Source organism: Hydrogenovibrio thermophilus, assembly GCF_004028275.1.
Taxonomy (GTDB): domain Bacteria; phylum Pseudomonadota; class Gammaproteobacteria; order Thiomicrospirales; family Thiomicrospiraceae; genus Hydrogenovibrio; species Hydrogenovibrio thermophilus.
The window spans coordinates 2,589,632-2,612,894 of sequence record NZ_CP035033.1; the positions used below are offsets into that span (position 1 = coordinate 2,589,632).

Here is a 23,263-nt window from a genome sequence, read left to right on the forward strand (position 1 = left end):
TGCCAGCCAGCGCCGCTTTTGTGAGACCGAATTTACCTGTCTTTCCCGCTCAATGACCAACTCAATAACCAGTCCAATAACGCACCATCAAATCGATTCAAAATAAACAAAACCGTCGGGATGTCGATTTTCTTCAATCCTTTTGCCGCGCCCTTTTCTAACATGACTCCTGACACAACCACAGGAGGTCAACATGACAAAACGAATCGATTACGCCGCCATTTCACCGGAAGCGATTAAAATCCTGCACCAGCAGGAAGCTTACCTGCGCCACCAATTCCAACACAGCGACACCGTGCCCGTCTCCACTTGGGAATTGGTCAAACTGCGCGTCTCGCAAATCAACCAATGCGCGTTTTGCATCGACATGCACAGCAAAGATGCCCTGTCGATGGGCGAAACCGCAGAACGCATTTACGGTCTCAGTGCCTGGCGGGATATGCCGATGTATTCCGACGCCGAATGCGTCGCTTTGGGCTGGGCGGAACGAGTCACCTCGGGCCAGACGATTGATGAGGAAACCTACCAACACGCCTTGGATGGTTTTGGTCCGCAAAGTCTGGTAGATTTGACCCTAGCGATCAACGCCATCAACAGTTGGAATCGCATTGTGAAAGTCTTCAAACCTGAGGTGGGACGCTATCAACCGCGAAAATAACCTTCATCGTTTGCAGGACGGCACCTTTTCCCTGCGGTTATTCAAACCGCAGGGAAAGCTGTCGCCTTATGTGCAAGCCATCTGGTCGCTGACGATTTCCAAAACCAACCGTTCCGACCTGACAAAATGGTTGCAGGTGGACGCCTGCAGCGGCATTTTGTTCAACCTCACCGAAGCGGTGTATCTGGACGACCACTTCTACTCGGAAAAAGTCATCTTACTGCCCGTCGAAAAACACGCCCACTCCATGACCTGGCCGCCGGGTACGCAATTGAGCGGCATCCGTTTTCACCCCGGCATCAGTTTCGGCGTCTTCAACGAACATTACGAACAACCTTTCGCCCTGCAAGACTCGGAACTGCCCGCCAATTTACACCAACTCACCCGCCGCATGACCGACTCGCCCAGCCATTTCTCCCGGCTTATCCGCCTGTATCAATGGCTCGACAAAGACCTGCCCTTTTCCGACAAAATCGCCCCGGCCTGGCGGCCGGTATTGAACTGGATGCGCCAATCCGAAAACCCGGCCGACTTGCCCATCGGGCAACGCCAAATCGAACGGCAATTCCGCCAACTGCTCGGCATGACACCCAAACAATTCCAGCGCATCAAACGCATTCAAAGCACCCAGAAAACCTTAAAACAAAACCCCGACATCGACCTGGCCGAACTCGCCCTAATGCACGGCTTCGCCGACCAAGCCCACATGACACGGGAATTCAAACAGATTGCCCGAATCACGCCGCAGAAATATCGGAAGATCATTACCCCATAAAAATCTAATTAAAACAATAAATTACAAAATATTTGGCTATACTTATCATAAAATTTCTGTCGATCAACAATAGGATATGAGGTTAAATAAAACTTAAAAGATATGGAGGGAAGGCCATTGGAGCAAGATTTACAAACATTTTTAAAGGAAAGTTATCTAACGGAAGATGAGTGGAAAAATTCAAACTTTGAATGGGAGGAATTAAAAAAAATTGGAACCCACCATCAAAATAATTTTTCAAACTTAAGTGACGTTGCAGAATTTGTTGCGAAAACATTGCAATCCTGTCCAGAAGTCCATTCTGTAAGATGGAGAATCAAAGACACAAATCATCTCATGGCTAAACTGGTCAGAAAAAGAGTTGAAAAAAATGAAAAATATACTGACCTTTCTATAGAAAACTACACAGAAAAAGTTACAGATTTAGTGGGAATAAGGGTTCTTCACCTGTTCAAAAATGAATGGGAAACGATAGATGGTTTCATACGAAATAGATGGGAAACTGTCGAACCTGTCGTTGCTTATATTCGCGAAGGAGATGACAGAGAACCTTACGAAAATAAAAATTGTGAAATTGAAGATCACCCTGTAGGTTATCGGTCAATTCATTACATTGTAGGAGCTTCGCCAACTAAAGAGAAAGTAGTCTCTGAAATTCAAGTTAGAACACTATTTGAAGAAGGCTGGAGTGAAATTGATCACCGGGTAAGGTATCCAAAATTTTCTGATAATAGGGTATTAAGCTATTATTTAAAAGTCTTCAATCGTATGGCTGGTAGTGCTGATGAGATGGGGTCTTTTGTCAATGAGTTAACAAACAATATTAAAACTTATGAACAAGAGTTGTCTAAAGTTAGAGTTGAAAATAAGAAACACCTTGAAAAGATAGATTCATTAATTAATGAATTGGAAAGCGAAAAAGATATTTCAGATAATATGAAATCCAAATTAAATTCCATGAGTAAAGAACTTAATAAGTTAAAGCCAAAGAACCATGGGAATTTTGGATTATCGAAAGAGAGGTCCGAAAACCAGACAGAAAAACCAACAAACAGTGGAAATTTTGGTTTAGCGGATTATGCAGACATGGTAGGTCATTTAACGGATTATTCAAATATGGTAGACCCCCTAACTAAAAGTTTGACAGATTATTACATTAACAATCCACCATCGTGGCTAGGTCTAACAAGAGAAGAAATGGCTATGTATGATCTAAAGCAAAATGATGACAAAAAAAAATAATTCATTAATAAAAAACCACCAGGCCTGGTGGTTTTTATATGATTTAAGAAAGGTTAATTAAAAGCCAATTAAGCACTTTTCATCTGCGCTTCAAACTGTTTTCTTAACACCTTGGCGGCTTCGACCATATTCGTCAGTGCCGGTTCGGTTTCTTGCCAGCCCCTTGTTTTCAAACCGCAGTCCGGGTTCACCCACAGGCGTTCCGCCGGGATGTTTTCCGCTGCCTTTTGAATCAAGTCCACCATTTGCTCCACGGTCGGAATGTTCGGCGAATGAATGTCGTACACGCCCGGCCCGATTTCGTTCGGGTATTGGAAATCCACAAAGGCATCCAGCAATTTCATCTGCGATTTGGAAGTTTCGATGGTGATGACATCGGCATCCATTTTCGCCACCGCTTCGATAATGTCGTTGAACTCGGAATAACACATATGGGTGTGAATCTGGGTGTCGTTCTGCACGCCGGAAGTGGTCATGCGGAAACTGTTCACCGCCCAACGCAGATAAGCCACCCAATCCGATTTTTTCAACGGCAAACCTTCACGCAACGCCGCTTCGTCGATTTGAATCATGTGGATGCCGGCGGTTTCCAAATCCAACACTTCGTCGCGCAAGGCTAAGGCAATCTGGTTACAGGTGGCTTCGCGGGTTTGATCGTTACGCACGAACGACCATTGCAACACGGTGACTGCGCCGGTGAGCATGCCTTTCATGGTTTTGTCGGTTTGACTTTGCGCGTATTGCGACCAGAAAACCGTCATCGGTTTCGGGCGCGAAACGTCCCCGAAAATAATCGGCGGTTTCACGCAACGCGAACCATAAGATTGCACCCAACCGAATTGGGTAAAGGCGAAACCGTCCAACTGTTCACCGAAGTATTCCACCATGTCATTACGTTCCGGCTCACCGTGCACGAAAACGTCGATGCCGATGCGTTCCTGACGTTCACACACATCGCGGATTTCCGCCTGCATGGCGTCGATGTATTGCGCTTCGGACATCTCGCCTTTTTTGAATTTCAGACGGGTTTGGCGAATGGCCTGCGTTTGCGGGAAGGAACCGATGGTCGTGGTCGGGAACAATGGCAAATCGAACTTGGGCTTCTGAACGGCGGCACGCTCGGCATAAGGCGCGGCGCGATCCAAGGCAACCTGATCCAATTTAGCGATTCGCGCTTGCACGTCGGCATTGTGAATCAGTTTGGACTGTTGCTTATCGGCAATGGCTTGAGCGTTCGCGGCCAACGCTTTTTCACCGACCTGACCGTTTAAGGCGTCCGCCAGCAGTTTGATTTCCGCCAGTTTTTGTTTGGCGAAGGCGAGGTAGTTTTTCAGTTCCGAATTAAGTTTTTCTTCCACCTCCAGATTGACCGGCACGTGCAATAACGAACAGCTTGGCGCCACCCACAGGTTATCGCCGAATTTGGCTTTGGCGTCCTGAAGTTGGGCAATCGCGTCGGTGACATCGGTTTTCCAGATATTGCGCCCGTCCACCAAACCGATGGACAGCACTTTATCGGCTGGGTATTGCGCGACGACGTCGTTTAACTGTTTCGCGCCGCGTAAGCCGTCGTAATGCAATCCGGCCACCGGCAAGTCGCACGCCAGCGAGAGGTTATCGCCCAGCGTTTCAAAGTAGGTCGCCAACAGCAATTTAAGCGGCGCTTGACTCGACGGCTGTTTCGACGACTGACTCAAAGCGTCATAGGCTTGTTGGAACGCCTGTTGCCATTCGTCGGCCAGTTCCAGCACCAGAATCGGCTCGTCGATTTGCACCCATTCAATGCCTTGGTCGGCCAGGCGTTGCAAGATTTCGCTATACACCGCCAGCAATTCCGGCAAGCGGCTCAGCTTCGGAATCGCCGTGCCTTTGTTTTCGGCCAGATACAAATAGGTGATCGGTCCAACCAACACCGGTTTGACGTTTTTCGCCAGGCCTGCCACTTCAACGGCTTCCGCCACTTCGTCAAACAAACGCGTGTCGGTCAAGGCAAAGGCGGTATCGTCTTCCAGTTCCGGCACAATGTAATGGTAATTGGTGTCGAACCATTTTTTCATCGCCCCGGCGTAATCCGCTTTAGATGTTTGTTCCGAATGTTCATGACCGGCATGCCCGGCGCAACACGCCGCCGCGTCATCGGACGGTGCGCGGCCACGCGCCATGCGAAACGCCACCTCCAAATCATAGTGTTCTTGACGGAAGCGTTTTGGAATCACGCCCAGCAAGGTGCTCATGTTCAGGAACTGGTCGTAATAAGCGAAATCGTTGGCGGGCAACAAGTCCACACCTGCGTCCAACTGGGTTTGCCAGTTTCGACGGCGAATGTCTTTTGCCACGGCGGCCAATTCGGCCTCGCTTTGCTCGCCTTTCCAGTAAGTTTCCAATGCGAATTTCAATTCCCGTTTATCGCCAATGCGCGGGTAGCCTAAATTATGGAGTGTCATGATTGTTTCCTTTGAATTGGGGCACCTCGAACAACCCCAGTGAGATTCTGCGGGTTGTTCGAGGTGCCCTTTGATTTCTATTTGTACGAAAACAATGATAGAATCCTCAAAACATGAAAACAAACGAATAATATTCAGAAATATATGAGAATTATTAATAATGATTGACGTTCGCCACCTTAAGACCCTGCTGGCGCTGCAACAACACAACAGCGTCAGCCTGGCCGCGCAGACCTTGTGCATGACGCAATCGGCGCTGTCGCATCAAATCAAACAACTGGAGCACAGTCTCGGTTTGAAGCTGTTCGAGCGCAAAAGCTCGCCGATTCGATTCACCCCCGCCGGCAAAATGCTGCTGAAAACCGCTCAGGAAATCGTGCCCAAGCTGGAACAAACCGAGATGGCGCTGAAAAGTTTCGAGGCGGGCGAGCAAGGGCGTTTGTTCATCGGCGTGGAATGCCACACCTGTTTTGAATGGCTTCTGCCGGTGATGCGCAGTTATCAACAGGCCTGGCAGGGTGTGGACATGGACGTGGTCAATAGCTTGTCCGGCGCGGCGAACAATCAAGCGCTCTCCAACCTGCAACGCCAGAAGCTAGATTTGGTCATCACCTCCGACCCAATCGAATTGAGCGGTGTGATCTACAAGGAATTATTCAGTTACGAATCCGTTCTGGTAACCGCCGCCGGGCACCCGCTGGCGGAATCCGACTGGATTACCCCGCAGGATTTGAAACACGAAACCCTGATTCATTATCCGGTTCCGAAAGAAAAGCTGGATGTGTTCAAACATTTTCTGATGCCAGCGGACATTTCACCGAACGAACGTTTATCGGAAATGACGTTGATGATGCTGCAATTAGTGGAAAGCCGTAAAGGCGTGTGTGTTCTGCCAAAGTGGCTGCTGGCGACCTTGCCGGAATTCCAGCATTTACCGACCCTTCGGCTCGGCACGCAAGGTTTGTGGTCGAAGCTTTACGCCGCCATTCATGAAGATGCGGAAAACAAAGCCTACATCGGCGCATTTATCGACAGAATCAAACAGGAAATGCAAAATACCTGAATAGTAAGATTCACCAGGCCTGGTGGTTTTCGGGAAACGGAAATTCAAAAAGGATTTGGATGAGGGGAATAAAAAGGAGGGCCTGGACGGCCCTCAAACCCTGAGGAACTAACTAGAAGGAACTTTTAAAAGAGGCTTCAACCGAAGCCTCGAAAACTAAAACTTAGGAGATAAGAATGAATCGATTACTTCGTCAAATCGATCATTGAAAACTCTTTGTAGCTCAATTGGCCGTCTTGGTCGACATCCAACAAGCTCCACTGCGCTTGAACCTGGTCAGACGCTTTCGCTTCGTCTGCGCTCAGCGCGTCATTTTTGTCGGCGTTCAAATCAGACCAAAGTTGATCCACTTGCGATTCACCCATCGCAACGCCTGCCATACCGATAGAAGCCAAAAATGCTGTGATCAGTCTAAATTTTTTCATTTGATTACTCCTTTTAAAAATTAAGTGAAACAATCAAAAGGCGACCGAATGAACTCCCCCAATTCGACCGCATGATGATTGCTTTCGAGGTCTATACAGCATCGGCTATGCCAACTTTTAAAAATAAAATAACCTATTGATATAAAAGATATTTTTTAACTAAAAACCGTTTTTTTAAAACCCAGGCTTCAAATCGGCCGAAAACAGCGTTTTTTTGTATGCATATCCCGACACTTTTCAGTTTGGAACATTCCGAATCCCCCGAAAAATACGCATTGTTCTGGCATGACAACCAGGCGCTAGGTCGTGTGAACCCTAAGTCCATGACATCTCAAGAAAAATTTTTTCGCTTAAAGGCCGCATTATTTTTGAATGGCTTGAAAAACTGTTGCCGAATGGCGACACCTGATAAAGACGTTCCGGAATCGATAGATTGAACTGAGCGATAATTCGCTGATTCGACAGGTTTTTTGATTCTGTCGCCGGACGGCGACAGAAATGGAGTTACGAGGATTTTTTCTTGAATTCCGCCGGTTTCAACTGGTGGCGTTCCAACAAACGATAGAACTCGGTGCGATTGCGTTGCGCAATCCGCGCCGCGTGCGTGACGTTACCATTGACCAGTTTCAGCAGGCGAATGAGGTAATCCCGCTCGAAATTCTGCTTCGCTTCATTGAACGACATCATCGACAGGTTTTTCTGTTGCAAGGCCTTTTCAATCAGGCTCGCCGGAATCAGCGGCGCCGTCGCAAAAGTGCAGGCTTGCTCGATGACGTTTTTCAACTCACGGATGTTCCCCGGCCAATCGTAGCCCAGCAACATTTCCATCGCTTCGTTGGACAGCTTCTTGGCCTTGGTCTTCTGCTGTGCAATGAAATGGTTCGCCAGCAACGGAATATCTTCCGGCCGGTCGGTCAAACTCGGCAACCGCAAGGTGACGATGTTCAAGCGGTAATACAAATCCAGCCGGAACTGCTTTTCGTCCACCAGTTGTTTCAAATCCTTATGGCTGGCCGACACCACCCGCACATCGATGGAAACGGTTTTGCTCTCACCGACCGGGCGGATTTCGCCTTCCTGCAAGGCACGCAACAGCTTGACCTGAAACGCGGGCGACATATCGCCGATTTCATCCAGAAACAGAACACCACCGTGCGCCAGTTCGAACAACCCTTTGCGGTTTTCGATGGCACCGGAAAAAGCGCCCCGCTTGTGGCCGAATAATTCCGATTCCAGCAAGTCTTCCGGGATGGCGCTGCAATTGACCGCGATAAACGGTTTGTTGCGCCGCGGACTGGCGGCGTGAATCGCCTGGGCAATCAATTCCTTCCCAGTGCCGCTTTCGCCTTGGATGTACACGCTGATGTCGCTCTGGGCGACGTGATACAAATCCTGTAACAGCGCTTCAATCACATGGCTTTGGCCAATGATGTTCTTGCGCCATTTGGCTTGCTCGTCACCGGAGCCGACCGCGGTATGGATATTCAAGGCCTGGCGGATTTTTTCGTTCAGCTCGACGTGGTCAATCGGTTTGGTGATGAAACCGAACACCCCGCGGCTGGTGGCGTCCACCGCTTCCTGAATGGTACCGTGCGCCGTCATGATAATGACCGGCAAGGTCGGATAATGCTGGTGAATCTGTTCGTACAGCGCCAAGCCGTCCATTTCTTCCATCCGCAAATCGGTGAGCACCAGATGCGGGTTGAAGGTGGGCAGTTTGGCCAAGGCTTCCGCGCCGCTGCCGACGGTTTCCACTTCCAGTCCGAGAGACCGTAAGCGAATGGACAACAACGTCAGCAAGCTGGCGTCGTCGTCCACCAATAATAATCGTTGCCCGTCAAAATCGGGCGTTGCTTCCGAGTCAACGCTCATCGTCTATCCTTTTATTTAAGGTTTTTTCGATTGATTTCAGTGCTTGAATCTGCGATTTCAGCACAGCGTTTTCCTTCCGCAGTTCCTCGAGCTCATGAGTCTGAGCTTCTATTTTCTGTTCCAATACGTCCTGATTGGCTTTCAAGGTATCGATAACTTCCAGTGTCTGTTCTTGGCTTTCGTTGAGCCACGTCAACAGACGGTTTTGGTTTTGTGCCGGGCGTTGGTTCAAATCGTTCAGAATCGCCAACCGCTCCTTATGGGTGATGCAGCTTTTCTTGTCGGAAAAGCTGTACGCCAGCAGCCAACCGGCCTGCCAGACCTGTTTTTCGCGGTATTGCTGCGCCAGGCTGTGGCAGACCCGTTGACGGTGTTCGCCTTCCAGGTTGCAATAATAAGCGCCTTGTTTCAATAACCGCACCGCTTCCTTATCGGTCAGGCTGCAAAACAACGGTTCGCTGACCTTATCCTGGTCTTCGGGGAATGCCAGCGGAAACTGCATCTTGTCCGACGTCCCGGCAGGCTTGGGGGCAAACGCACTGCATCCCGTCAACAGGGCCAAGCCCAATCCGATAATGGCGATGAATCTCATGTCACTGGCTCCACAGGTAAATCCAAAGCAAAACGCGCTCCAGAATAATGTTCGTTCGGTGGCAACAGATGTATCTCGCCGCCGTGTTTATCCACATAATAACCGACAATCGCCAACCCGAGTCCGGTGCCTTTCATGGTCGAACCGGGTTGCATCTCGCCCTGAAAAAAGTCTTCGAAAATCGCTTTATGCAATTCTTCCGGAATGCCCGGGCCCTGATCTTCCACCAGAAAACGCAATCCAGTATCGGTGCGTGTCACCGACAAACCAATGTGGTCGCCCGACCCGGAAAACTTGATGGCGTTGGACAGGAAGTTACTCAAAATCATCTTCAACTTGGCGGCGTCCGCCACAATTTTAAACCTTGGCACCGCCACATCCAAGACAACGCCCTTGTTCTGCACCAACAATTGATAATCGGCGACCAGTTGCGCCACCAGTTTGGACACATCCACGTCACCCAGATCGAGCCGGGATTGAATCGACACCGCTTTCTGGTATTCCAACAGGTTGGCGACCAGGTTCATGATATTGAAGTTACCGACCTGCATCAGTTGCACCACTTCTTTCTGCTCCGACGTCAGGGAGCCGATCAGTTCCTCCGACAGCAAGTCCGTGCCTTCTTTCAACGTGGCCAGCGGTGTTTTCAGTTCATGGGAGATGTTGCGGATGAACTGCTGTTTCTCATTTTCGAGGTGCTTCAATTCCTGCCGCAAACCTTCCAGATTGGCGCCCAGTTCGCGCACATCGCGCGGCCCGGCGGAAATCTCGATGGGCGTTTCAAAATCGTCCTTCACCAAACGGCGAATCACCGAACCAGTCTTGCGAATCGGCTTGGTGATGAAATGCACGAACACCACGCTCAACAAAAACGCCAACAAGCCGCTGGCCAGCACGATGTAAAACACCCGTTCGCGCACCGACGCTTCGTATTCCGACAAGGCCTGCACTTCGAGTGATTGCTGGCGCGACCCCATTTCAATGATTTGTTTGGCCTGATTGGTCAGTATCTCAAACTGGCCGACGTCTTCCGCCAGCACCGGTTTTTGCTCGAAAAACGCGCGGTTGTACACCGACTCGAACAGTTCCATTTCCAGCTGCTTCAACTGGTTCAGTTTCTTCGCCAAATCGGAATCGATGTCGTAGGGTTTGGACGCATCCACCAGACTGATGAACTTTTGATGATGGGTCAGAAACGCATCCAGCAGCGAGGTTTCTTTCAACACCTGATATTGGCGGATACTGCGTTCCATCGACACCAGACGTTCCAGAATCAAGCGACTGTTTTCGGTGACCATCACCGTCTGAAACACGGTTTTATGCGCCTGTTTGGAGTAACTGTCCATCGACACCAGGGCGTACACTATCGCAAACATCAACGGCAAACTCACCACTACGAAACTGCCGAGCATCCACTGGTACAGGGAACCTTCCCAAACCGGTTTCAGTTTGGCGCTCAACTGTTGGCGGAAATTCGACCAGGCCTGGTTAAACATGCGACTCCTGCCCGGCCAGCTCAATGGCGGCGGCCACAGCAGCGCGTGCTTGCGGACTGTTTTTCCAACAAGAGGTTCTCAACTTGTCCGCGACGGTTTCAACCACCTCATCCACACTGTAGGTTCGCAAAACGTCAAAGGAATCAATACCGATTTCTTCCAAGCGTTGGATAACCGTGGGCCCCACTCCTTTCAAGGCCAATAACTGCGTCGTTTCCTGCTTGGAAAATGCCATGATGCGCTCACTATCGAAAAAATCAAAAACATCATTGTAAAACGACGGCCGGGAAAAATCGGAAAATTTTGGAGAAGCATGGATTCGACGGGAATCAATCCATCTGATTGAATGAACGGCACCAGCCGAGGAATTCTTCCGGCGGCAATGGCCGACTGAAGCCGAAGCCTTGCGCCAGCAAGCAGCCTTTGTCGTGCAGGAATTTGGCCTGCAACTCGGTTTCGACGCCCTCGGCGATGACTTCCACCCCGACGGCTTTTCCGACCGCGATAATGGCTTCGACAATGGCTAGGTCTTCGGCATCGTCGGGCAGCGACTGCACGAAAGACTGGTCGATTTTCAACTGGTCCAACGGCAGTTTCTTCAAATAGGACAAAGACGAGAAGCCGGTCCCGAAATCGTCCATCGACAAGGCCACACCCAATTCCTTCAAAGCGTAGAGAACTTCAATGCCCTGTTGCTCGTTTTGCAACAGGAAGCTTTCGGTCACTTCCAGTTCCAGCACCGCCGGATTGATGCCGGTTTCCGCCAGTACCTCGGCCACCGAAGACACAAAGTCCTGATGCATCAACTGGATGGTGGAAACGTTCACCGATATGCGCTCCAACTCGAATCCCTGTTTTTGCCAGGCCTGCCAGTGGCGGCAGGCCTGGGCGAGAATCTCGCGTCCCAATGGAATAATCAAGCCAGTGGATTCGCTGATGCCGATGAATTTGCTCGGCGGTACCACACCCATTTCCGGGTGTAACCAACGCACCAGCGCTTCGGCTCCGATCACCCGATTGGCTTTCAGGCAGATTTGTGGTTGGAAATAGGTAATCAGCTCTTTGTTTTCAATGCCCTGACGCAACGCTTTTTCGTAGAAGAAGTATTCCGAGGTGGTGGTGGTCAATTCCGAGGAATGGAAAGCGTAACCGCTGTGCGGCAGTTTCTTGGCTTCAAACAAGGCTTCGTCGGCGGATTTCATCAAATCCAAGGCTTCGTCGCCGTCCAGAGACGACAAGGCGATACCGATTTTGACGTCGAGCACATGATCCTGACCGTCAATGCTGAAAGGTTCCAGGAAAGCTTCAATCAACTGCTCGGCGAATTCGGCCGTTTCGTTCTTATTTTGGATGTCTTCCATCAGAATCAGGAAATTGTCCGCCCCCAAACGCGCCACGGAATCTTCCGAATCCAGCAGTTGGTTCAAACGTTGCGCCACGGCTTTCAGTAATTGGTCGCCGTATTCGTAGCCTACGGCATCGTTGAACATCTTGAAACGGGCGATGTCCACAATCAACAATGCGACCTTCTGGGATTCCCGAGAGGATTTTTTGATGGACTGCTGCAAGCGGTTTTTGAACAGCGACACATTCGGCAAGCCGGTCAAAATGTCGTAAAACGACAGGCGGTTGATTTCCTGTTCGGTGGCCTTTTGCTGGCTCAAATCGTTCATCAAGCCGACGTAGTGCATCACTTCGCCGGTTTTGTTTTTCACCGCGTTGATAGTCAACCATTCCGGATAGATGGTGCCGTCTTTCTTACGGTTCCAGATTTCGCCCTGCCAGGTGCCGGTGGCATTCAGCGAGGCCCACATTTCGCGATAGAAGTTTTCCGCTTGCTTACCGGAACTGAGCATCGACGGGTCTTTGCCTGCGACATCCTTGAAGTCGTAGCCGGTGATGTCTTCGAACTTACGATTGACCAGCACGAAGCGGTTACGGGCGTCGGTGACGAGAATGCCTTCCCCGGCATTGTCGAACACCGAACGGGTCAGCATCTGGAACCGCTCGGTTTCATGCCGGAAACTCAAATCGTTCATCACCACCAAATGCGCCGGTTCGGCGTGATAGGTAATCGGTTTATGCGACAGTTCCACCGAGACCCGGCGATTGTCGTGACACAGCAATTTCTGTTCGATGTAGGCCGGATGGTGATGTTCCATTTCCCGCAAACGCAAGGCAAAAGCTTCCCGTTCGGTCTCCGGCACCAGATCCAACAGCGATTTTTCCATCAGATCGCACTCCTGATAGCCCAACAGGTTATAGACTTCGTGGTTGGCGTAGGCGATGCGGTCGTTTTGATAAATCAGCACACCATGCATCGACATGCTCAGCAAGTCGCGATACAGGGTTTCCGCTTCCAATACCCGCTGTTCTTTCTCTTTGATGCTGATGCTGGTCTGGTAATGGAAGTTTTCTTCGATACGGTGCAACAGTTCGGAAAAGCTGATTAAATCCAGTAAGGTGCCGTCGTCGTCTTCCACGCCGATATGGTGGAATTTTCGCTCCATCATGAAATGGCGCACATACGACAGACTTTGATCGTGAGACACACTGATCAACGGCCAGGAAGCGATGTCCTTAACCGTCAGGTCATCGTAATTTTCCAGCAGCGCAAAACACTTCAGCAAATCCCGCATCGAGACAATCCCGAGTTCGTCTTCCTTGCGCACCACCAAGGCGTCCACGTCTTTTTCCGCCATCATCGCCAATACCTCGTTGAGGTCGGCATGGGCGTCGATGAAGTGCAAGTGCCCGCTCAGCAATTCACGGATGGCGACGCCTTCCAGAAAATGTTCGCTGGCCTTGGCGTTGACCAGGTCGGATTGCGCCAAAACGCCCACCGGACGTTCGTCGCAATCGACGACCAGCAGATGATGGATGTGTTTCTTGTGGAACAGATACGTGGCGGACGACACCAGTTCGTCTTTATGAACGCGCCAAACCGGCGTGTTCATCACCATAGCAATGGGGGCTTGTAACACTTCCGGTTTGGAGACGTCGAGACGCAACAAATCGGTACGCGTCCAGATGCCTTCGATTTCACCGTTGTCCTCGACCAGGATGGAGCCGATGTTTTTCTGGCTCAAGAGACCAATCACCGATTTGATGCTCATATCCGGCGGACAGGTTTCCAGCCCATGATGCATAAAATGGGAAACGGTCAAGGATTCTTGCGACGTTGCAAAAAGCGGAATGTTACTTGGGTGTTTCATGACGAAAATTTTACACCAAGCGTCACGGGAAGACCACCGAAGTTAACGGAAAAGAAGACACCTTCTTGATGCGGGTCAAACAAGTATCGTCATTGGCGAACCAGACGCCGCAAATCGAAGTCGGTCTCGAAGTTGGAACGGTAAGGATTGATGTCGAGTCCGCCCCGTCGGACATAGCGCGCATAGACGGTCAATTTTTCCGGCTGACAGTGGCGCATCAAGTCGACGAAGACCCGTTCCACGCATTGTTCATGGAACTCGTTGTGTTCACGAAACGACACCAGGTATTTCAACAGGTTTTCGCGGTCGATTTGCGGCCCTTCATAACGGATGACGATGCTGCCCCAATCCGGCTGACCGGTCACCAGACAATTCGATTTGAGCAAATGGCTGTAGAGGGTTTCCGACACCGGTGTCGACGACACGGTCGTCAACAACTCCGGTCGAACCTGATAATCGCTCACCTCGATGTCCAAGTTGTCCAGGCACTCGCCCGGCGGGGCGCCGATTAAGGTTTGCGGCTCATCCAAACCGTACAATTCCACCTTGACCTCACCGCCGCAGGCCTGGGATAAATCGGTTATCCAGTGCTGTTTGACCGCCTCCGCCGAGGCAAAGCGGGTGCCGTTAAACGAATTCAAATACAACTTAAAGGATTTCGATTCAATCAAATACGGCGATGCCGCCGGAAAGAAAAACAGCGCCCAGCCGACTTGCGGCTTGCCCTGATCGTTCAACCAGGAAATCTCGAACCCGGTCCAGACATCCTGGCCGGAAAACGGTAGCGCATCCGGCGAAATGTCCAATTCGTCGCGTTTTTCCTGACGCGGTACCGGAAACAAAATGCTCGGATCGTACTGACGGCAATAAGGCGTGGCACGCCCCAGCAAACTTTGGTTGGCGGTGGATTCGGATTGCGGTGAAACGGGGTTTGTCATAAATCTCTCAAAAACTTCGATGGTGATTTTAGGTATTATACGAAAACGATTACAGAGAAACAGAAAGGTTCACCCGTGTTAACGACGTTGATTTATGGCATGTTGCTGACGGCTTTGGTTTTGGCCGCTCTTTGGTTGGGATTTCGATTCCTGCGCCGCTTTCCGGCGTTTGACAGTTTCAACAGCCGCACCGCGAACAAGCGCATGTTGCAATTGACGTTGATTCTGTATTTCAGCGGCGTGGTGCTGACCGTCTATTGGATGATGGACGCCAATTAACGACTACAATTTCGACAACCGCCGCTGCAATACAGCGCTTTGCTCCTGAAAGTCCGCCATTTTCGCCTCGTAAACCGCTTGAATCGCAGTCCAGTGCTCCGACCAGAGTTCCGATTGGGATAGCGTCTCTTTTAAGCGACTCTCCAAAATCATGAAGTCGTGCTCCCGCCCGAGCAAATCGCCCAGTTCATCCAGGCACTGAATGCGTTTGCGTTGCCCGCGCAATCCGAGCTGGCGCAGTATTTTCAACTGATAATAACCGTATTTAACCCATTTCCGCCAGGCGTGGCGTTGTTCGAGGTTATCCGGCTGGAACGCCTGTTTGCCCAGCGCGCGGCATCGGGTAAAGGTCATGGCCAAACCATCCTGCAAGGCGGTGTCGGATTGAAAGTCGAATTTCAGTTTTCGCCAGGCCTGACGTTCCTTTTTCAGAGCGTGAATCACTTTGTCCCATGGAATCGGTTCAGGTGGCGGCTCCGTCATCCAGGCTTTCAGCACCTCCATCAGACAGGCCTTTTCGGATTCGGGCGCTGACTCGACCAAATCCAGAAGCGTGTCCATCAGAACTTCACGGTCACGCATGGCGGATAACTGTTTGCCGGTCAGGCGCATGCGTTTTTTGGCGGCTTGAAAAGTGAGGCGCGGCACCGCGAATCGGACCAGTTGCCAATAGGCGCGGAGATGTTTGAGTAGGACACGCAGGGCATGCACCGATTCTTTGTCGTCACGGTGTTTGGATTGCGCCAACGCAAGGGCGTTTTCCAACAAGGAAAGAATTTCCTGTTGCAGTTGTGCCAGCCGCTCGGCATCGGACGCCTGACCGAAAAACGGCTCGGCCCAGTCCACCGCGGATTTTTTCATGTCTGACTCCAAACGCCACCCGAATGAAGCCATCTTAACCTAAGTCTATGACATGATTATGAAAGTTTCCCGACGGCGTGCCGCCCCGGCCATCCGAACAAAAAATCAGCGTCCGTCGTTTTCGCATTCAAGCGCACAGCCCAGTGCATCCATCGCTGCTTGAAAATCGGGCAAGGCTTGCTCGGGCAGTTGCACCTGCATCATGACCTGGCTGTGGTAATCCACCGACACCACCTCTCCATCCACCAAACCGAGCTGGTGGCGCACCGGTTGTTCCTGCGCGAAATCGCAGGAGACCCGGCACTCCGCTAAATCCACCTGTTCCACCACCGACAAGGTTTCCATCACCGCTTGCGCGGCTTGGCCGTAAGCGCGCGTCAGGCCGCCCGCGCCCAGCTTGATGCCGCCGAAATATCGCACCACCACAATCATGATGTCGCCGACGCCTTTGTGTTGCAACACATTCAGAATCGGTTTCCCGGCGGTGCCGGAAGGCTCGCCGTCATCACCCATACCGGCGTTGCTCGCGCATTGCGGGTTGCCCAGCAGATAGGCCCAACAGTGATGGCGGGCGTCCGGATACTGTACTTTCAATTCGTCCAACCACGCCATGCCCTCGGCCCGGTCTCGAATGCCTTTGGCATAGGCAATGAAGCGGCTTTTTTTGATTTCGATTTCGGCGCGGCTCAATTCCGCGGGGACAGGATACGACATGCTGGACTTCTCTTAGGACCCGGCTTTTCGGCCAGGCCTGGTCAGTTTTCGGTTTTCGTGGTGTCAGTGTGGTTTTCACCAATGCTGCGCATCACCCAAATCGGCTGGGCGGTGTAAATCACGTCCAACGACAAGTAATCGTAGGTTTGCTTCAGGTGATGATACAGACGGTCACGGTAAACATCCTGCTGACGGATATCGAACGGTGTTTCGTCGTCCAACTGAATATAGACTTGTACATACATCATCCGCCCGGCTTGCAGGTAACGGGTTTTCATATCGAGATACGCCACCGGTTCAAACACCTGCTCCACTTCCTGATTCAAAAAGCGCATCAGCTCGGCGTCGTCGGTGCGGCCGATGATCTGCAACCCGTTTTCCTTGAGGATTTTCAACGGAATCGGCAACATCAATAAAATCAGAATCAGTATGACCACCGGGTCGGTATAAGGCACCCACTCTTCATGACCGATGGCTTCCATCCAGATGGCCGCGCCGAACGACAAACCGACCGCGATACTGAGAATGCCGCCGGTCAACCAGCCCTGCAAATCGACATGAATCAACGACGATTGGGCGGTCTTATTCATGTGGTACAACACATACGCCAGCCCGAAGCCGAGCACCGAGGCGATGACGGAATAAAACACGGCGATATGAGCATCAATGTGGCGGCCGCCGTGGAAAATCGCTTCCACCGAGGCGTAAAACGCCACCAGAATGACCAACAGAATCAACACGCCTTTGATGAAGTTCAAAACCGGTTCGAAAATGGCGTAACCGAATGGTTGGGATTGACTGGCCTGCTGCGCCATCAAGCTCACCACCCGCAAGGTCAACAACCCGGCGACCAAGTCGATGAACGGGTAGACCCCGTCCATCAGGATGGCCTGGGATTCGGTCAGATAATAGAACACCAGCCCCAGCACCGCCATGAGGATATCGCCGACCATCACCAGTTTGATGGCACGTTTTTCCGTGGCGATCTTGTGATCCAAAGGGATTTTTCGATTTGACATCAGTAATTCGAGATTCCGTATGTGTTATGTATTTTTGTTCAAACTCGCGGAAAGCAACCGGCACCGGGTACCGTCAATCAGCGGAAGACGGCGCGCCTTTGCGCCGTAATCGATAACGCGGATTGGTTTCGTATAAATCGTCCCAACCATCGTCGAATTCGTTATCGCTGTATTCGCGTTCGTAAGGCCGGGTGTCACGCACCCATTCATAACCGAACCAGCCGAACACCCAATTCAACAGTTTTAACATATCACTTTCCGATACAAAAAGAGGTGAAAATGCGCCCCAGCAAATCGTCCGAGGTGAATTGCCCGGTGATTTCCGACAAGGCCTGTTGTGCCTGACGCAGGTCTTCCGCCAGCAACTCTCCAGCGGCATAGGCTTCCAATTGCTGCTGACCGGTCTGCACGAATTCCAGCGCACGATTCAAAGCGTCCAAATGACGTTTACGCGCCATGAACACGCCTTCTTGGGTTTGCGCATACCCCATTTGGGTTTTCAAATGCTGCTTGAGCAAGTCCAGCCCAAGCTGATGCTTGGCCGACAACCAGATTTCCGCCGTTTCGACGGTTTCATCCAGGCCTGGCGATTTTTCAATCAAATCGATTTTATTGTGAATCAAGGTCACCGGAATATGCGATGGCATCCGTGCCAGAATCGCCTGATCTTCCGGGTGAATATTCTCATTGGCCTGCACCACCACCAGAATCCGATCGGCCTCTTCAATCGCGGCCCAGGCACGTTGGATACCGATTTGTTCCACTGCGTCGGTCGCTTCGCGCAACCCGGCGGTGTCCAGCACATGCAGCGGCATGCCGTCGATTTGAATCTCTTCTTTGACGATGTCGCGCGTGGTGCCGGCGATGTCGGTCACAATCGCCGATTCACGCCCCGACAAGGCATTCAACAGGCTGGACTTGCCGGCATTCGGGCGCCCCAGAATCACCACCGACATACCTTCCCGTAACAACACGCCTTGTTGTGCCGACGCCAGCACTTGATGCAACCGCTCCAGAATGTGCTGCAACTCCCCGGCGACCTTGCCGTCGGACAGAAAATCGATTTCCTCTTCCGGAAAATCGATGGCGGCTTCCACATAAATGCGCAATTGAATCAGTTCTTCAACCAGCTCGTTGACCTGCTTGGAAAACTCGCCCTGTAAGGACTTTAACGCCGATTTAGCCGCCTGCTGCGAGCTGGCGTCGATCAAATCGGCAATCGCTTCGGCCTGCGCCAAATCCAGTTTATCGTTCAAGAACGCCTGCTTGGAAAACTCGCCCGGCTCCGCCAACCGCGCGCCAAGTTGCACGGTTCGTTCCAACAGCCATTGCAGAATGATCGGCCCGCCGTGGCCCTGTAATTCTAAAACATCTTCACCGGTAAAGGAGTTCGGCCCCGGAAAAAACAGCGCGATGCCTTCATCCAACACTTCACCGTTCGCCCCGTAAAACGGGCCGTAATGCGCAAAACGCGGTTTCGGGGTCAAGCCAAGGATCGTCTCAGCCATGGCGCGGGACTGCGGACCGGACACCCGAACGATGCCCACGCCGCCGCGTCCCGGCGCGGTGGCAACCGCTGTAATGGTGTCATTCGATGCAAACGTCATCTGGATTCCTGTTCAATCGTTGGTGCTTCTGAAATGCAAAGCGCCCTTAACGGGCGCTAAACAGATAAATTTTTCGACGGGCGTCGCCGAAAACAATCGAGACCGAAACTTAACCGGCCAACACTTGATAGGTGGTGGTCTGCAAGTCGGTCACAAACGGTTTCTGGCTCAATTTAGCCACCGTTTTATCGAGTTTCTTTTTCGACTTGAACGTCATTTCTTCGGCTTCGTCGTTAATCTTGAACGACAGCACATACAAAGGCTGTGTGTCCACGGAGGCGGCGGTCGGTGCCGCTTGCACCGCACTGCCTTCCAGCGGCACATAACCGTTTTGGGTCTTATAACAAATCGGCGTGGTGCCATCCATCACCAACCAATCCACTTGGCCGTATTTCGGGTGGTCTTTACCCGGTTTTTCGTACGTTAACTGCATGGTGTTTCCTTATTATTTTTCTTCGCCCGATTCAATTTTCTTGGTGATGTACCATTGCTGTGCGACCGACAAGATGTTGTTGACCACCCAGTAAAGCACCAAACCGGCCGGGAAGAACATGAAGAAGATGGTGAAAATAAACGGCAAGGCTTTCATCACCTTCTGCTGCATTTCGTCCATCATCGCTGACGGATTCAGCTTTTGCTGCACCCACATGGAAATCCCCATCAGCACCGGCAGGATGTAATACGGGTCTTTGGCCGACAAGTCCTGAATCCATAGAATCCAAGGCGCCTGACGCATTTCCGCCGAGTACAGCAATACCCAGTAAAGCGCGATGAACACCGGCATTTGAACCAGAATCGGCAGACAACCGCCCAATGGGTTGATCTTCTCTTCCTTGTACAGCTTCATCAATTTTTGCTGGAAGATGGCCTTGTCATCGCCATAGTTTTCTTTCAACTGCTGTAGCTTCGGCTGAAATTTCTTCAGGCGCGCCATGGAACGATAAGACGTTTCCGACAGCTTGTAGAACAGCAGTTTGATCAAAATCGTCAATAGGATAATCGACCAACCCCAGTTGCCGACCAGCGCGTGGATTTTTTCCAGCACCCAGAAAATCGGCTCGGCGATGATGGTCAAGACGCCGTAATCCACGGTCAGTTCCAGACCGGGTGCGATTTTTTCCAGGTTATCCTGAATGATCGGCCCGATATACAATTCGGACGTCAAATTACCGGTTTGGCCCGGTTCGACCGATACCATCGGTTCGACCACTCCGGCGACGTAATCGCCTTCACCCAGCGGCTTGGCGTAATAACGGTTCTGACCTTCCTGGTTCGGAATCACCGCCGACATGAAGTAATGCTGAATCATCGCCGCCCAGCCGCCTTCAACCGACAGGTTATTGACCGGTTCGGTGTTCAAATCATCGAACGGGTGCTTGTTGTATTTGCTTTCGGCATGTCCGTTATACAACACCGGGCCGGTGTAGGTGTACATCATCGCATTGTGATCCGGATCATAGGTGTTGCGCACCAACTGTGAATACAGACTGCCGCTCCATTCGGTTTGTGCCTGATTCTCGACGCGATAGTCGATGTTGATCAGGTAACGGCCTTTCTGGAAACGATAGATTTTGGTGACCTTGACGCCGTCCTGTTCCCAGGTCAACGGCACTTCCAGCGTATCACCGGTCAGTTCATAGTGGGTTTGCGCCGATTGATACAATGACTTGTGCGTCGGAGCCGGCAGGGTCGCTTTTTTCTGCAAGGCGATACCGTTTTGCGCGATGTACATCATCGGCGCTTCGTCGCCCATCAATTGGAACGGCTGGGAATGATCTTTTGTCGCGGCGTACTTCAGCAGCTTCACGTCACGGATGTCACCGCCTTGGGTGTCGATGACAATATCCAACACGTCGGTTTTGACGGTGATGCGCTGCGCTTGCTGAATTTTCGCTTTGGCGGTCGGCACATCCTGCGTGGCTTGGTGTGCGCCCGGCACTGCATCCGCTTCATTCACTTCCGGCACGGTGGCATCCGCCGCCGTTTGCGAGGTCGATTGGGTGGCGGTCGTCGGTGCCTGGGTTTGTGGGTTTTGGAATTGCGTCCATTGCAACCAAATCCAGAGCAATGTGAAAGCTAACGCCAGCCACCAGAAAGATCTCATATTCATCCGTTATTTCCTGCTTCTCAATCGTTACGGTTCACGAAAACCGAGTGATATCTATTCATTACATCTAATGTTATAGATAAGTTTAAAAGTATTAAAATTCCATTGCCATGCCGAATCGGGTCGGCATCACGCTTTATCCGGCCGCTTTTTCGCGGCAGAGGGTCTTGCGGCCGGGCGTCGTTGCTTGCCGTCTTTCAAACCACTCTGCTTCACTTTCCGGATCAGGTGCTCAAAACTGTTGATCAGAACGCGGTTTTCGACATCCTGCATGCCTCTACGTCCTAAAACGACAATATCATACCCGCTTACTGCTTGTTTATGTTGACGAAATGCCTCTCTCGCCAATCTTTTTACCCGATTGCGCCAGACGGATTTCATCAATTGTTTCTTGGCGATGGCTAATCCCAGCCGTGGATACGGCAATCCATTCGGACGAACGATAAAGGTCCAGTGGCGATTGGAGAACTTCTCCGCCTTGGCGAATACATATTGAAACTGTTTGGGACTTAGGAGTCGAAGGGACTTGGGAAAGTGATTTCGGGAGAAATCGTGATGAGAGAGTTCCAGGTTGTCTAGACTTAACCCCGAACCCGACTCATCAGAATTTTGTGGCTGCTGCTCAATCATTAAAATGAATGATTACACAGTCAAACGCTTACGTCCTTTTGCACGACGAGCCGCCAAAACTTTACGGCCGTTCTTTGTTGCCATGCGAGCACGGAAACCATGCGTACGAGCGCGTTTGATAACACTTGGTTGAAATGTACGTTTCATGATATCAATCCTATTAGAAAATTACTTCTTTCGAAAGAATCGCGCATTTTAATCGAATCCCTTTTAAATAACAACCAGATAATCAATTATTTTGGCCAGGCCTGGTCAAAAATCGAATTCCCGCACCTAATCACGGTACACACAATCAACCTCAAGGTATTTCAAGCCTTTTCAACGGCCGTTTTCGGCAAACTGTGCTATAGTTCACCGCCATGTTAATCGAACTTTCCATCTATCTGCTGACCGGGGTCATCGCCGGCTTTTTCGCCGGACTGCTTGGCATCGGCGGCGGCTTGATCATCGTGCCGGTGCTGACCACGGCGTTTGTGTATTTTCTGCACACGCCTCATTTGGTGCACTTGGCCATCGGCACCTCGATGGCGACTATTCTGGTCACGGCCGTGGCGTCGATTCGTGCCCACCAAAAGCACGACGCCATCCGCTGGGACATTGTCAAAACCCTCACGCCGGGCATTTTACTGGGCGGTTTATTCGGCGGCTGGGTGTCACAATTTTTCAATGCCAATACCCTCGCACAGATTTTCGCCGTCATCGAACTGGTCATCGCCATTAAAATGCTAACGGACGCTCAACCGAATCCGCACCGCGAATTGCCGGGGCTGGCGGCGCGTTCGGTGGCCGGGACGTTTATCGGGGCCATTTCCTCGCTGGTCGGCATCGGCGGCGGCGCACTGAACACACCCTATATGGTGTGGCATAACGTGTCGGTCCGTCAGGCCATCGCCACCTCGGCCGCCTGCAGCCTGCCGGTCGCGACGGCGGGCACTTTAGGCTTCCTCATCGGCGGCTGGAATGCCACCGATTTGCCCGCTTACGCCACCGGTTACATCTACTGGCCGGCCTTTTTCGGCATCGTCGTCGCCAGCTTCTTTGTCGCACCCATCGGCGCCGCCTTAACCCACCGTCTGCCGGTCAAGCTTTTGAAACGCGTCTTCGGCATCCTACTGATCATCCTCGCAATCAAAATGTTCTGGTTCTGAGTGGCTACAAATTCTGAAGGGCATCTCGACTAACCCTCGATGCGATTCTGCGGGCCTTAAAGGCTACTTATTCTAGGCGTGCGTCGCCGACCTTAGTCATTCTAAGGTCAAGGCGCACAACACTGAAGAAGTGGTCTTTAAGCCCCGCCCGAAGGGGCTTAGCCAAATTTATCAGCTC

The 23,263-nt window shown here is 51.3% G+C and carries 24 protein-coding genes; 6 read left to right on the forward strand and 18 right to left on the reverse strand.

Annotation, left to right across the window (positions count from 1 at the left end; genetic code table 11):
• Positions 1-32 precede the first annotated feature (32 nt).
• On the reverse strand, positions 33-164 hold the full coding sequence (locus EPV75_RS12405; protein ID WP_264080564.1) for a hypothetical protein: 132 nt from the start codon (positions 162-164) through the stop codon (positions 33-35).
• 29 nt (positions 165-193) lie between these two features.
• On the opposite strand from EPV75_RS12405, the gene EPV75_RS12085 reads away from it, so the two are divergent.
• The 3 genes from EPV75_RS12085 to EPV75_RS12095 all read left to right on the forward strand — a co-directional run bounded on the left by EPV75_RS12085 (position 194) and on the right by EPV75_RS12095 (position 2,675).
• Entirely contained in the window at positions 194-658 is a 465-nt protein-coding gene (locus tag EPV75_RS12085; protein WP_128385564.1) for a carboxymuconolactone decarboxylase family protein, read from the forward strand.
• Between the two features lie 10 nt (positions 659-668).
• Positions 669-1,433, forward strand: a complete 765-nt coding sequence (locus EPV75_RS12090) for an AraC family transcriptional regulator (RefSeq protein ID WP_128385565.1) — start codon at positions 669-671, stop codon at positions 1,431-1,433.
• Positions 1,434-1,550: 117 nt separating this feature from the next.
• Positions 1,551-2,675, forward strand: a complete 1,125-nt coding sequence (locus tag EPV75_RS12095; RefSeq protein WP_192894000.1) for a RelA/SpoT domain-containing protein — start codon at positions 1,551-1,553, stop codon at positions 2,673-2,675.
• A gap of 68 nt (positions 2,676-2,743) precedes the next feature.
• Here EPV75_RS12095 and metE read toward each other — a convergent pair whose 3' ends face one another.
• Positions 2,744-5,119: a 5-methyltetrahydropteroyltriglutamate--homocysteine S-methyltransferase gene (metE, locus tag EPV75_RS12100; RefSeq protein ID WP_192894001.1), complete on the reverse strand. Its 2,376-nt coding sequence runs from the start codon at positions 5,117-5,119 to the stop codon at positions 2,744-2,746.
• A gap of 160 nt (positions 5,120-5,279) precedes the next feature.
• Between metE and EPV75_RS12105 the strand changes: the two genes are divergently transcribed.
• Positions 5,280-6,182: a LysR substrate-binding domain-containing protein gene (locus EPV75_RS12105; protein ID WP_128385567.1), complete on the forward strand. Its 903-nt coding sequence runs from the start codon at positions 5,280-5,282 to the stop codon at positions 6,180-6,182.
• Between the two features lie 185 nt (positions 6,183-6,367).
• Here EPV75_RS12105 and EPV75_RS12110 read toward each other — a convergent pair whose 3' ends face one another.
• From EPV75_RS12110 to queF, 7 genes are all read right to left on the reverse strand, one after another.
• Positions 6,368-6,607, reverse strand: a complete 240-nt coding sequence (locus EPV75_RS12110; RefSeq protein ID WP_127119051.1) for an EF-hand domain-containing protein — start codon at positions 6,605-6,607, stop codon at positions 6,368-6,370.
• Positions 6,608-7,111: 504 nt separating this feature from the next.
• Positions 7,112-8,479 carry a sigma 54-interacting transcriptional regulator gene (locus EPV75_RS12115; RefSeq protein WP_128385568.1) on the reverse strand — a complete coding sequence of 456 codons (1,368 nt, stop codon included), beginning with the start codon at positions 8,477-8,479 and terminating at the stop codon, positions 7,112-7,114.
• Entirely contained in the window at positions 8,469-9,071 is a 603-nt protein-coding gene (locus EPV75_RS12120; protein ID WP_128385569.1) for a hypothetical protein, read from the reverse strand. Before EPV75_RS12120 ends, EPV75_RS12115 begins: the two co-directional genes overlap by 11 nt.
• Positions 9,068-10,567, reverse strand: coding sequence for a sensor histidine kinase (locus EPV75_RS12125; RefSeq protein ID WP_128385570.1), 1,500 nt, complete (start codon positions 10,565-10,567; stop codon positions 9,068-9,070). Before EPV75_RS12125 ends, EPV75_RS12120 begins: the two co-directional genes overlap by 4 nt.
• On the reverse strand, positions 10,560-10,802 hold the full coding sequence (locus EPV75_RS12130) for a helix-hairpin-helix domain-containing protein (RefSeq protein ID WP_127119047.1): 243 nt from the start codon (positions 10,800-10,802) through the stop codon (positions 10,560-10,562). The genes EPV75_RS12125 and EPV75_RS12130 overlap by 8 nt, the downstream gene beginning before the upstream one ends.
• Before the next feature lie 94 nt (positions 10,803-10,896).
• Positions 10,897-13,782, reverse strand: coding sequence for an EAL domain-containing protein (locus EPV75_RS12135; RefSeq protein ID WP_128385571.1), 2,886 nt, complete (start codon positions 13,780-13,782; stop codon positions 10,897-10,899).
• A gap of 89 nt (positions 13,783-13,871) precedes the next feature.
• Complete coding sequence (gene queF / locus EPV75_RS12140; RefSeq protein ID WP_128385572.1) at positions 13,872-14,720, reverse strand: NADPH-dependent 7-cyano-7-deazaguanine reductase QueF; 849 nt, start codon at positions 14,718-14,720, stop codon at positions 13,872-13,874.
• Positions 14,721-14,795: 75 nt separating this feature from the next.
• Here queF and EPV75_RS12145 point away from each other — a divergent pair, with 75 nt between their 5' ends.
• The gene (locus tag EPV75_RS12145) at positions 14,796-14,999 is read left to right on the forward strand and encodes a hypothetical protein (protein WP_128385573.1); all 204 of its coding nucleotides are present in this window, start codon (positions 14,796-14,798) and stop codon (positions 14,997-14,999) included.
• Positions 15,000-15,002: 3 nt separating this feature from the next.
• Here EPV75_RS12145 and EPV75_RS12150 read toward each other — a convergent pair whose 3' ends face one another.
• The 9 genes from EPV75_RS12150 to rpmH all read right to left on the reverse strand — a co-directional run bounded on the left by EPV75_RS12150 (position 15,003) and on the right by rpmH (position 22,084).
• Complete coding sequence (locus tag EPV75_RS12150) at positions 15,003-15,860, reverse strand: CHAD domain-containing protein (RefSeq protein WP_192894002.1); 858 nt, start codon at positions 15,858-15,860, stop codon at positions 15,003-15,005.
• 105 nt (positions 15,861-15,965) lie between these two features.
• Positions 15,966-16,574: a YigZ family protein gene (locus EPV75_RS12155; protein WP_128385575.1), complete on the reverse strand. Its 609-nt coding sequence runs from the start codon at positions 16,572-16,574 to the stop codon at positions 15,966-15,968.
• A 41-nt stretch (positions 16,575-16,615) separates the two neighbouring features.
• Positions 16,616-17,593: a cation diffusion facilitator family transporter gene (locus tag EPV75_RS12160; protein WP_127119042.1), complete on the reverse strand. Its 978-nt coding sequence runs from the start codon at positions 17,591-17,593 to the stop codon at positions 16,616-16,618.
• Between the two features lie 73 nt (positions 17,594-17,666).
• The gene (locus EPV75_RS12290) at positions 17,667-17,843 is read right to left on the reverse strand and encodes a hypothetical protein (RefSeq protein ID WP_192894003.1); all 177 of its coding nucleotides are present in this window, start codon (positions 17,841-17,843) and stop codon (positions 17,667-17,669) included.
• A 1-nt stretch (position 17,844) separates the two neighbouring features.
• Positions 17,845-19,200, reverse strand: a complete 1,356-nt coding sequence (mnmE, locus tag EPV75_RS12165; RefSeq protein ID WP_128385576.1) for a tRNA uridine-5-carboxymethylaminomethyl(34) synthesis GTPase MnmE — start codon at positions 19,198-19,200, stop codon at positions 17,845-17,847.
• A gap of 109 nt (positions 19,201-19,309) precedes the next feature.
• Positions 19,310-19,633: a hypothetical protein gene (locus EPV75_RS12170; protein ID WP_128385577.1), complete on the reverse strand. Its 324-nt coding sequence runs from the start codon at positions 19,631-19,633 to the stop codon at positions 19,310-19,312.
• A 12-nt stretch (positions 19,634-19,645) separates the two neighbouring features.
• The gene (yidC, locus tag EPV75_RS12175) at positions 19,646-21,310 is read right to left on the reverse strand and encodes a membrane protein insertase YidC (protein ID WP_128385578.1); all 1,665 of its coding nucleotides are present in this window, start codon (positions 21,308-21,310) and stop codon (positions 19,646-19,648) included.
• 126 nt (positions 21,311-21,436) lie between these two features.
• Entirely contained in the window at positions 21,437-21,937 is a 501-nt protein-coding gene (rnpA, locus tag EPV75_RS12180; protein ID WP_128385579.1) for a ribonuclease P protein component, read from the reverse strand.
• A gap of 12 nt (positions 21,938-21,949) precedes the next feature.
• Positions 21,950-22,084, reverse strand: a complete 135-nt coding sequence (gene rpmH / locus EPV75_RS12185; protein ID WP_024852172.1) for a 50S ribosomal protein L34 — start codon at positions 22,082-22,084, stop codon at positions 21,950-21,952.
• 212 nt (positions 22,085-22,296) lie between these two features.
• Here rpmH and EPV75_RS12190 point away from each other — a divergent pair, with 212 nt between their 5' ends.
• Entirely contained in the window at positions 22,297-23,085 is a 789-nt protein-coding gene (locus tag EPV75_RS12190; protein WP_128385580.1) for a sulfite exporter TauE/SafE family protein, read from the forward strand.
• Positions 23,086-23,263: the final 178 nt, after the last annotated feature.

What these genes read in the sequence shown, in the direction of transcription:
- EPV75_RS12405 (WP_264080564.1), bottom strand. Translation starts at nt 164, where the DNA reads ATGTTAGAAAAGGGCGCGGCAAAAGGATTGAAGAAAATCGACATCCCG.
- EPV75_RS12085 (WP_128385564.1), top strand. Translation starts at nt 194, where the DNA reads ATGACAAAACGAATCGATTACGCCGCCATTTCACCGGAAGCGATTAAA.
- metE (WP_192894001.1), bottom strand. Translation starts at nt 5,119, where the DNA reads ATGACACTCCATAATTTAGGCTACCCGCGCATTGGCGATAAACGGGAA.
- EPV75_RS12105 (WP_128385567.1), top strand. Translation starts at nt 5,280, where the DNA reads ATGATTGACGTTCGCCACCTTAAGACCCTGCTGGCGCTGCAACAACAC.
- EPV75_RS12110 (WP_127119051.1), bottom strand. Translation starts at nt 6,607, where the DNA reads ATGAAAAAATTTAGACTGATCACAGCATTTTTGGCTTCTATCGGTATG.
- EPV75_RS12115 (WP_128385568.1), bottom strand. Translation starts at nt 8,479, where the DNA reads ATGAGCGTTGACTCGGAAGCAACGCCCGATTTTGACGGGCAACGATTA.
- EPV75_RS12120 (WP_128385569.1), bottom strand. Translation starts at nt 9,071, where the DNA reads ATGAGATTCATCGCCATTATCGGATTGGGCTTGGCCCTGTTGACGGGA.
- EPV75_RS12125 (WP_128385570.1), bottom strand. Translation starts at nt 10,567, where the DNA reads ATGTTTAACCAGGCCTGGTCGAATTTCCGCCAACAGTTGAGCGCCAAA.
- EPV75_RS12130 (WP_127119047.1), bottom strand. Translation starts at nt 10,802, where the DNA reads ATGGCATTTTCCAAGCAGGAAACGACGCAGTTATTGGCCTTGAAAGGA.
- EPV75_RS12135 (WP_128385571.1), bottom strand. Translation starts at nt 13,782, where the DNA reads ATGAAACACCCAAGTAACATTCCGCTTTTTGCAACGTCGCAAGAATCC.
- queF (WP_128385572.1), bottom strand. Translation starts at nt 14,720, where the DNA reads ATGACAAACCCCGTTTCACCGCAATCCGAATCCACCGCCAACCAAAGT.
- EPV75_RS12150 (WP_192894002.1), bottom strand. Translation starts at nt 15,860, where the DNA reads ATGAAAAAATCCGCGGTGGACTGGGCCGAGCCGTTTTTCGGTCAGGCG.
- EPV75_RS12155 (WP_128385575.1), bottom strand. Translation starts at nt 16,574, where the DNA reads ATGTCGTATCCTGTCCCCGCGGAATTGAGCCGCGCCGAAATCGAAATC.
- EPV75_RS12160 (WP_127119042.1), bottom strand. Translation starts at nt 17,593, where the DNA reads ATGTCAAATCGAAAAATCCCTTTGGATCACAAGATCGCCACGGAAAAA.
- EPV75_RS12290 (WP_192894003.1), bottom strand. Translation starts at nt 17,843, where the DNA reads ATGTTAAAACTGTTGAATTGGGTGTTCGGCTGGTTCGGTTATGAATGG.
- mnmE (WP_128385576.1), bottom strand. Translation starts at nt 19,200, where the DNA reads ATGACGTTTGCATCGAATGACACCATTACAGCGGTTGCCACCGCGCCG.
- EPV75_RS12170 (WP_128385577.1), bottom strand. Translation starts at nt 19,633, where the DNA reads ATGCAGTTAACGTACGAAAAACCGGGTAAAGACCACCCGAAATACGGC.
- yidC (WP_128385578.1), bottom strand. Translation starts at nt 21,310, where the DNA reads ATGAATATGAGATCTTTCTGGTGGCTGGCGTTAGCTTTCACATTGCTC.
- rnpA (WP_128385579.1), bottom strand. Translation starts at nt 21,937, where the DNA reads ATGATTGAGCAGCAGCCACAAAATTCTGATGAGTCGGGTTCGGGGTTA.
- rpmH (WP_024852172.1), bottom strand. Translation starts at nt 22,084, where the DNA reads ATGAAACGTACATTTCAACCAAGTGTTATCAAACGCGCTCGTACGCAT.
- EPV75_RS12190 (WP_128385580.1), top strand. Translation starts at nt 22,297, where the DNA reads ATGTTAATCGAACTTTCCATCTATCTGCTGACCGGGGTCATCGCCGGC.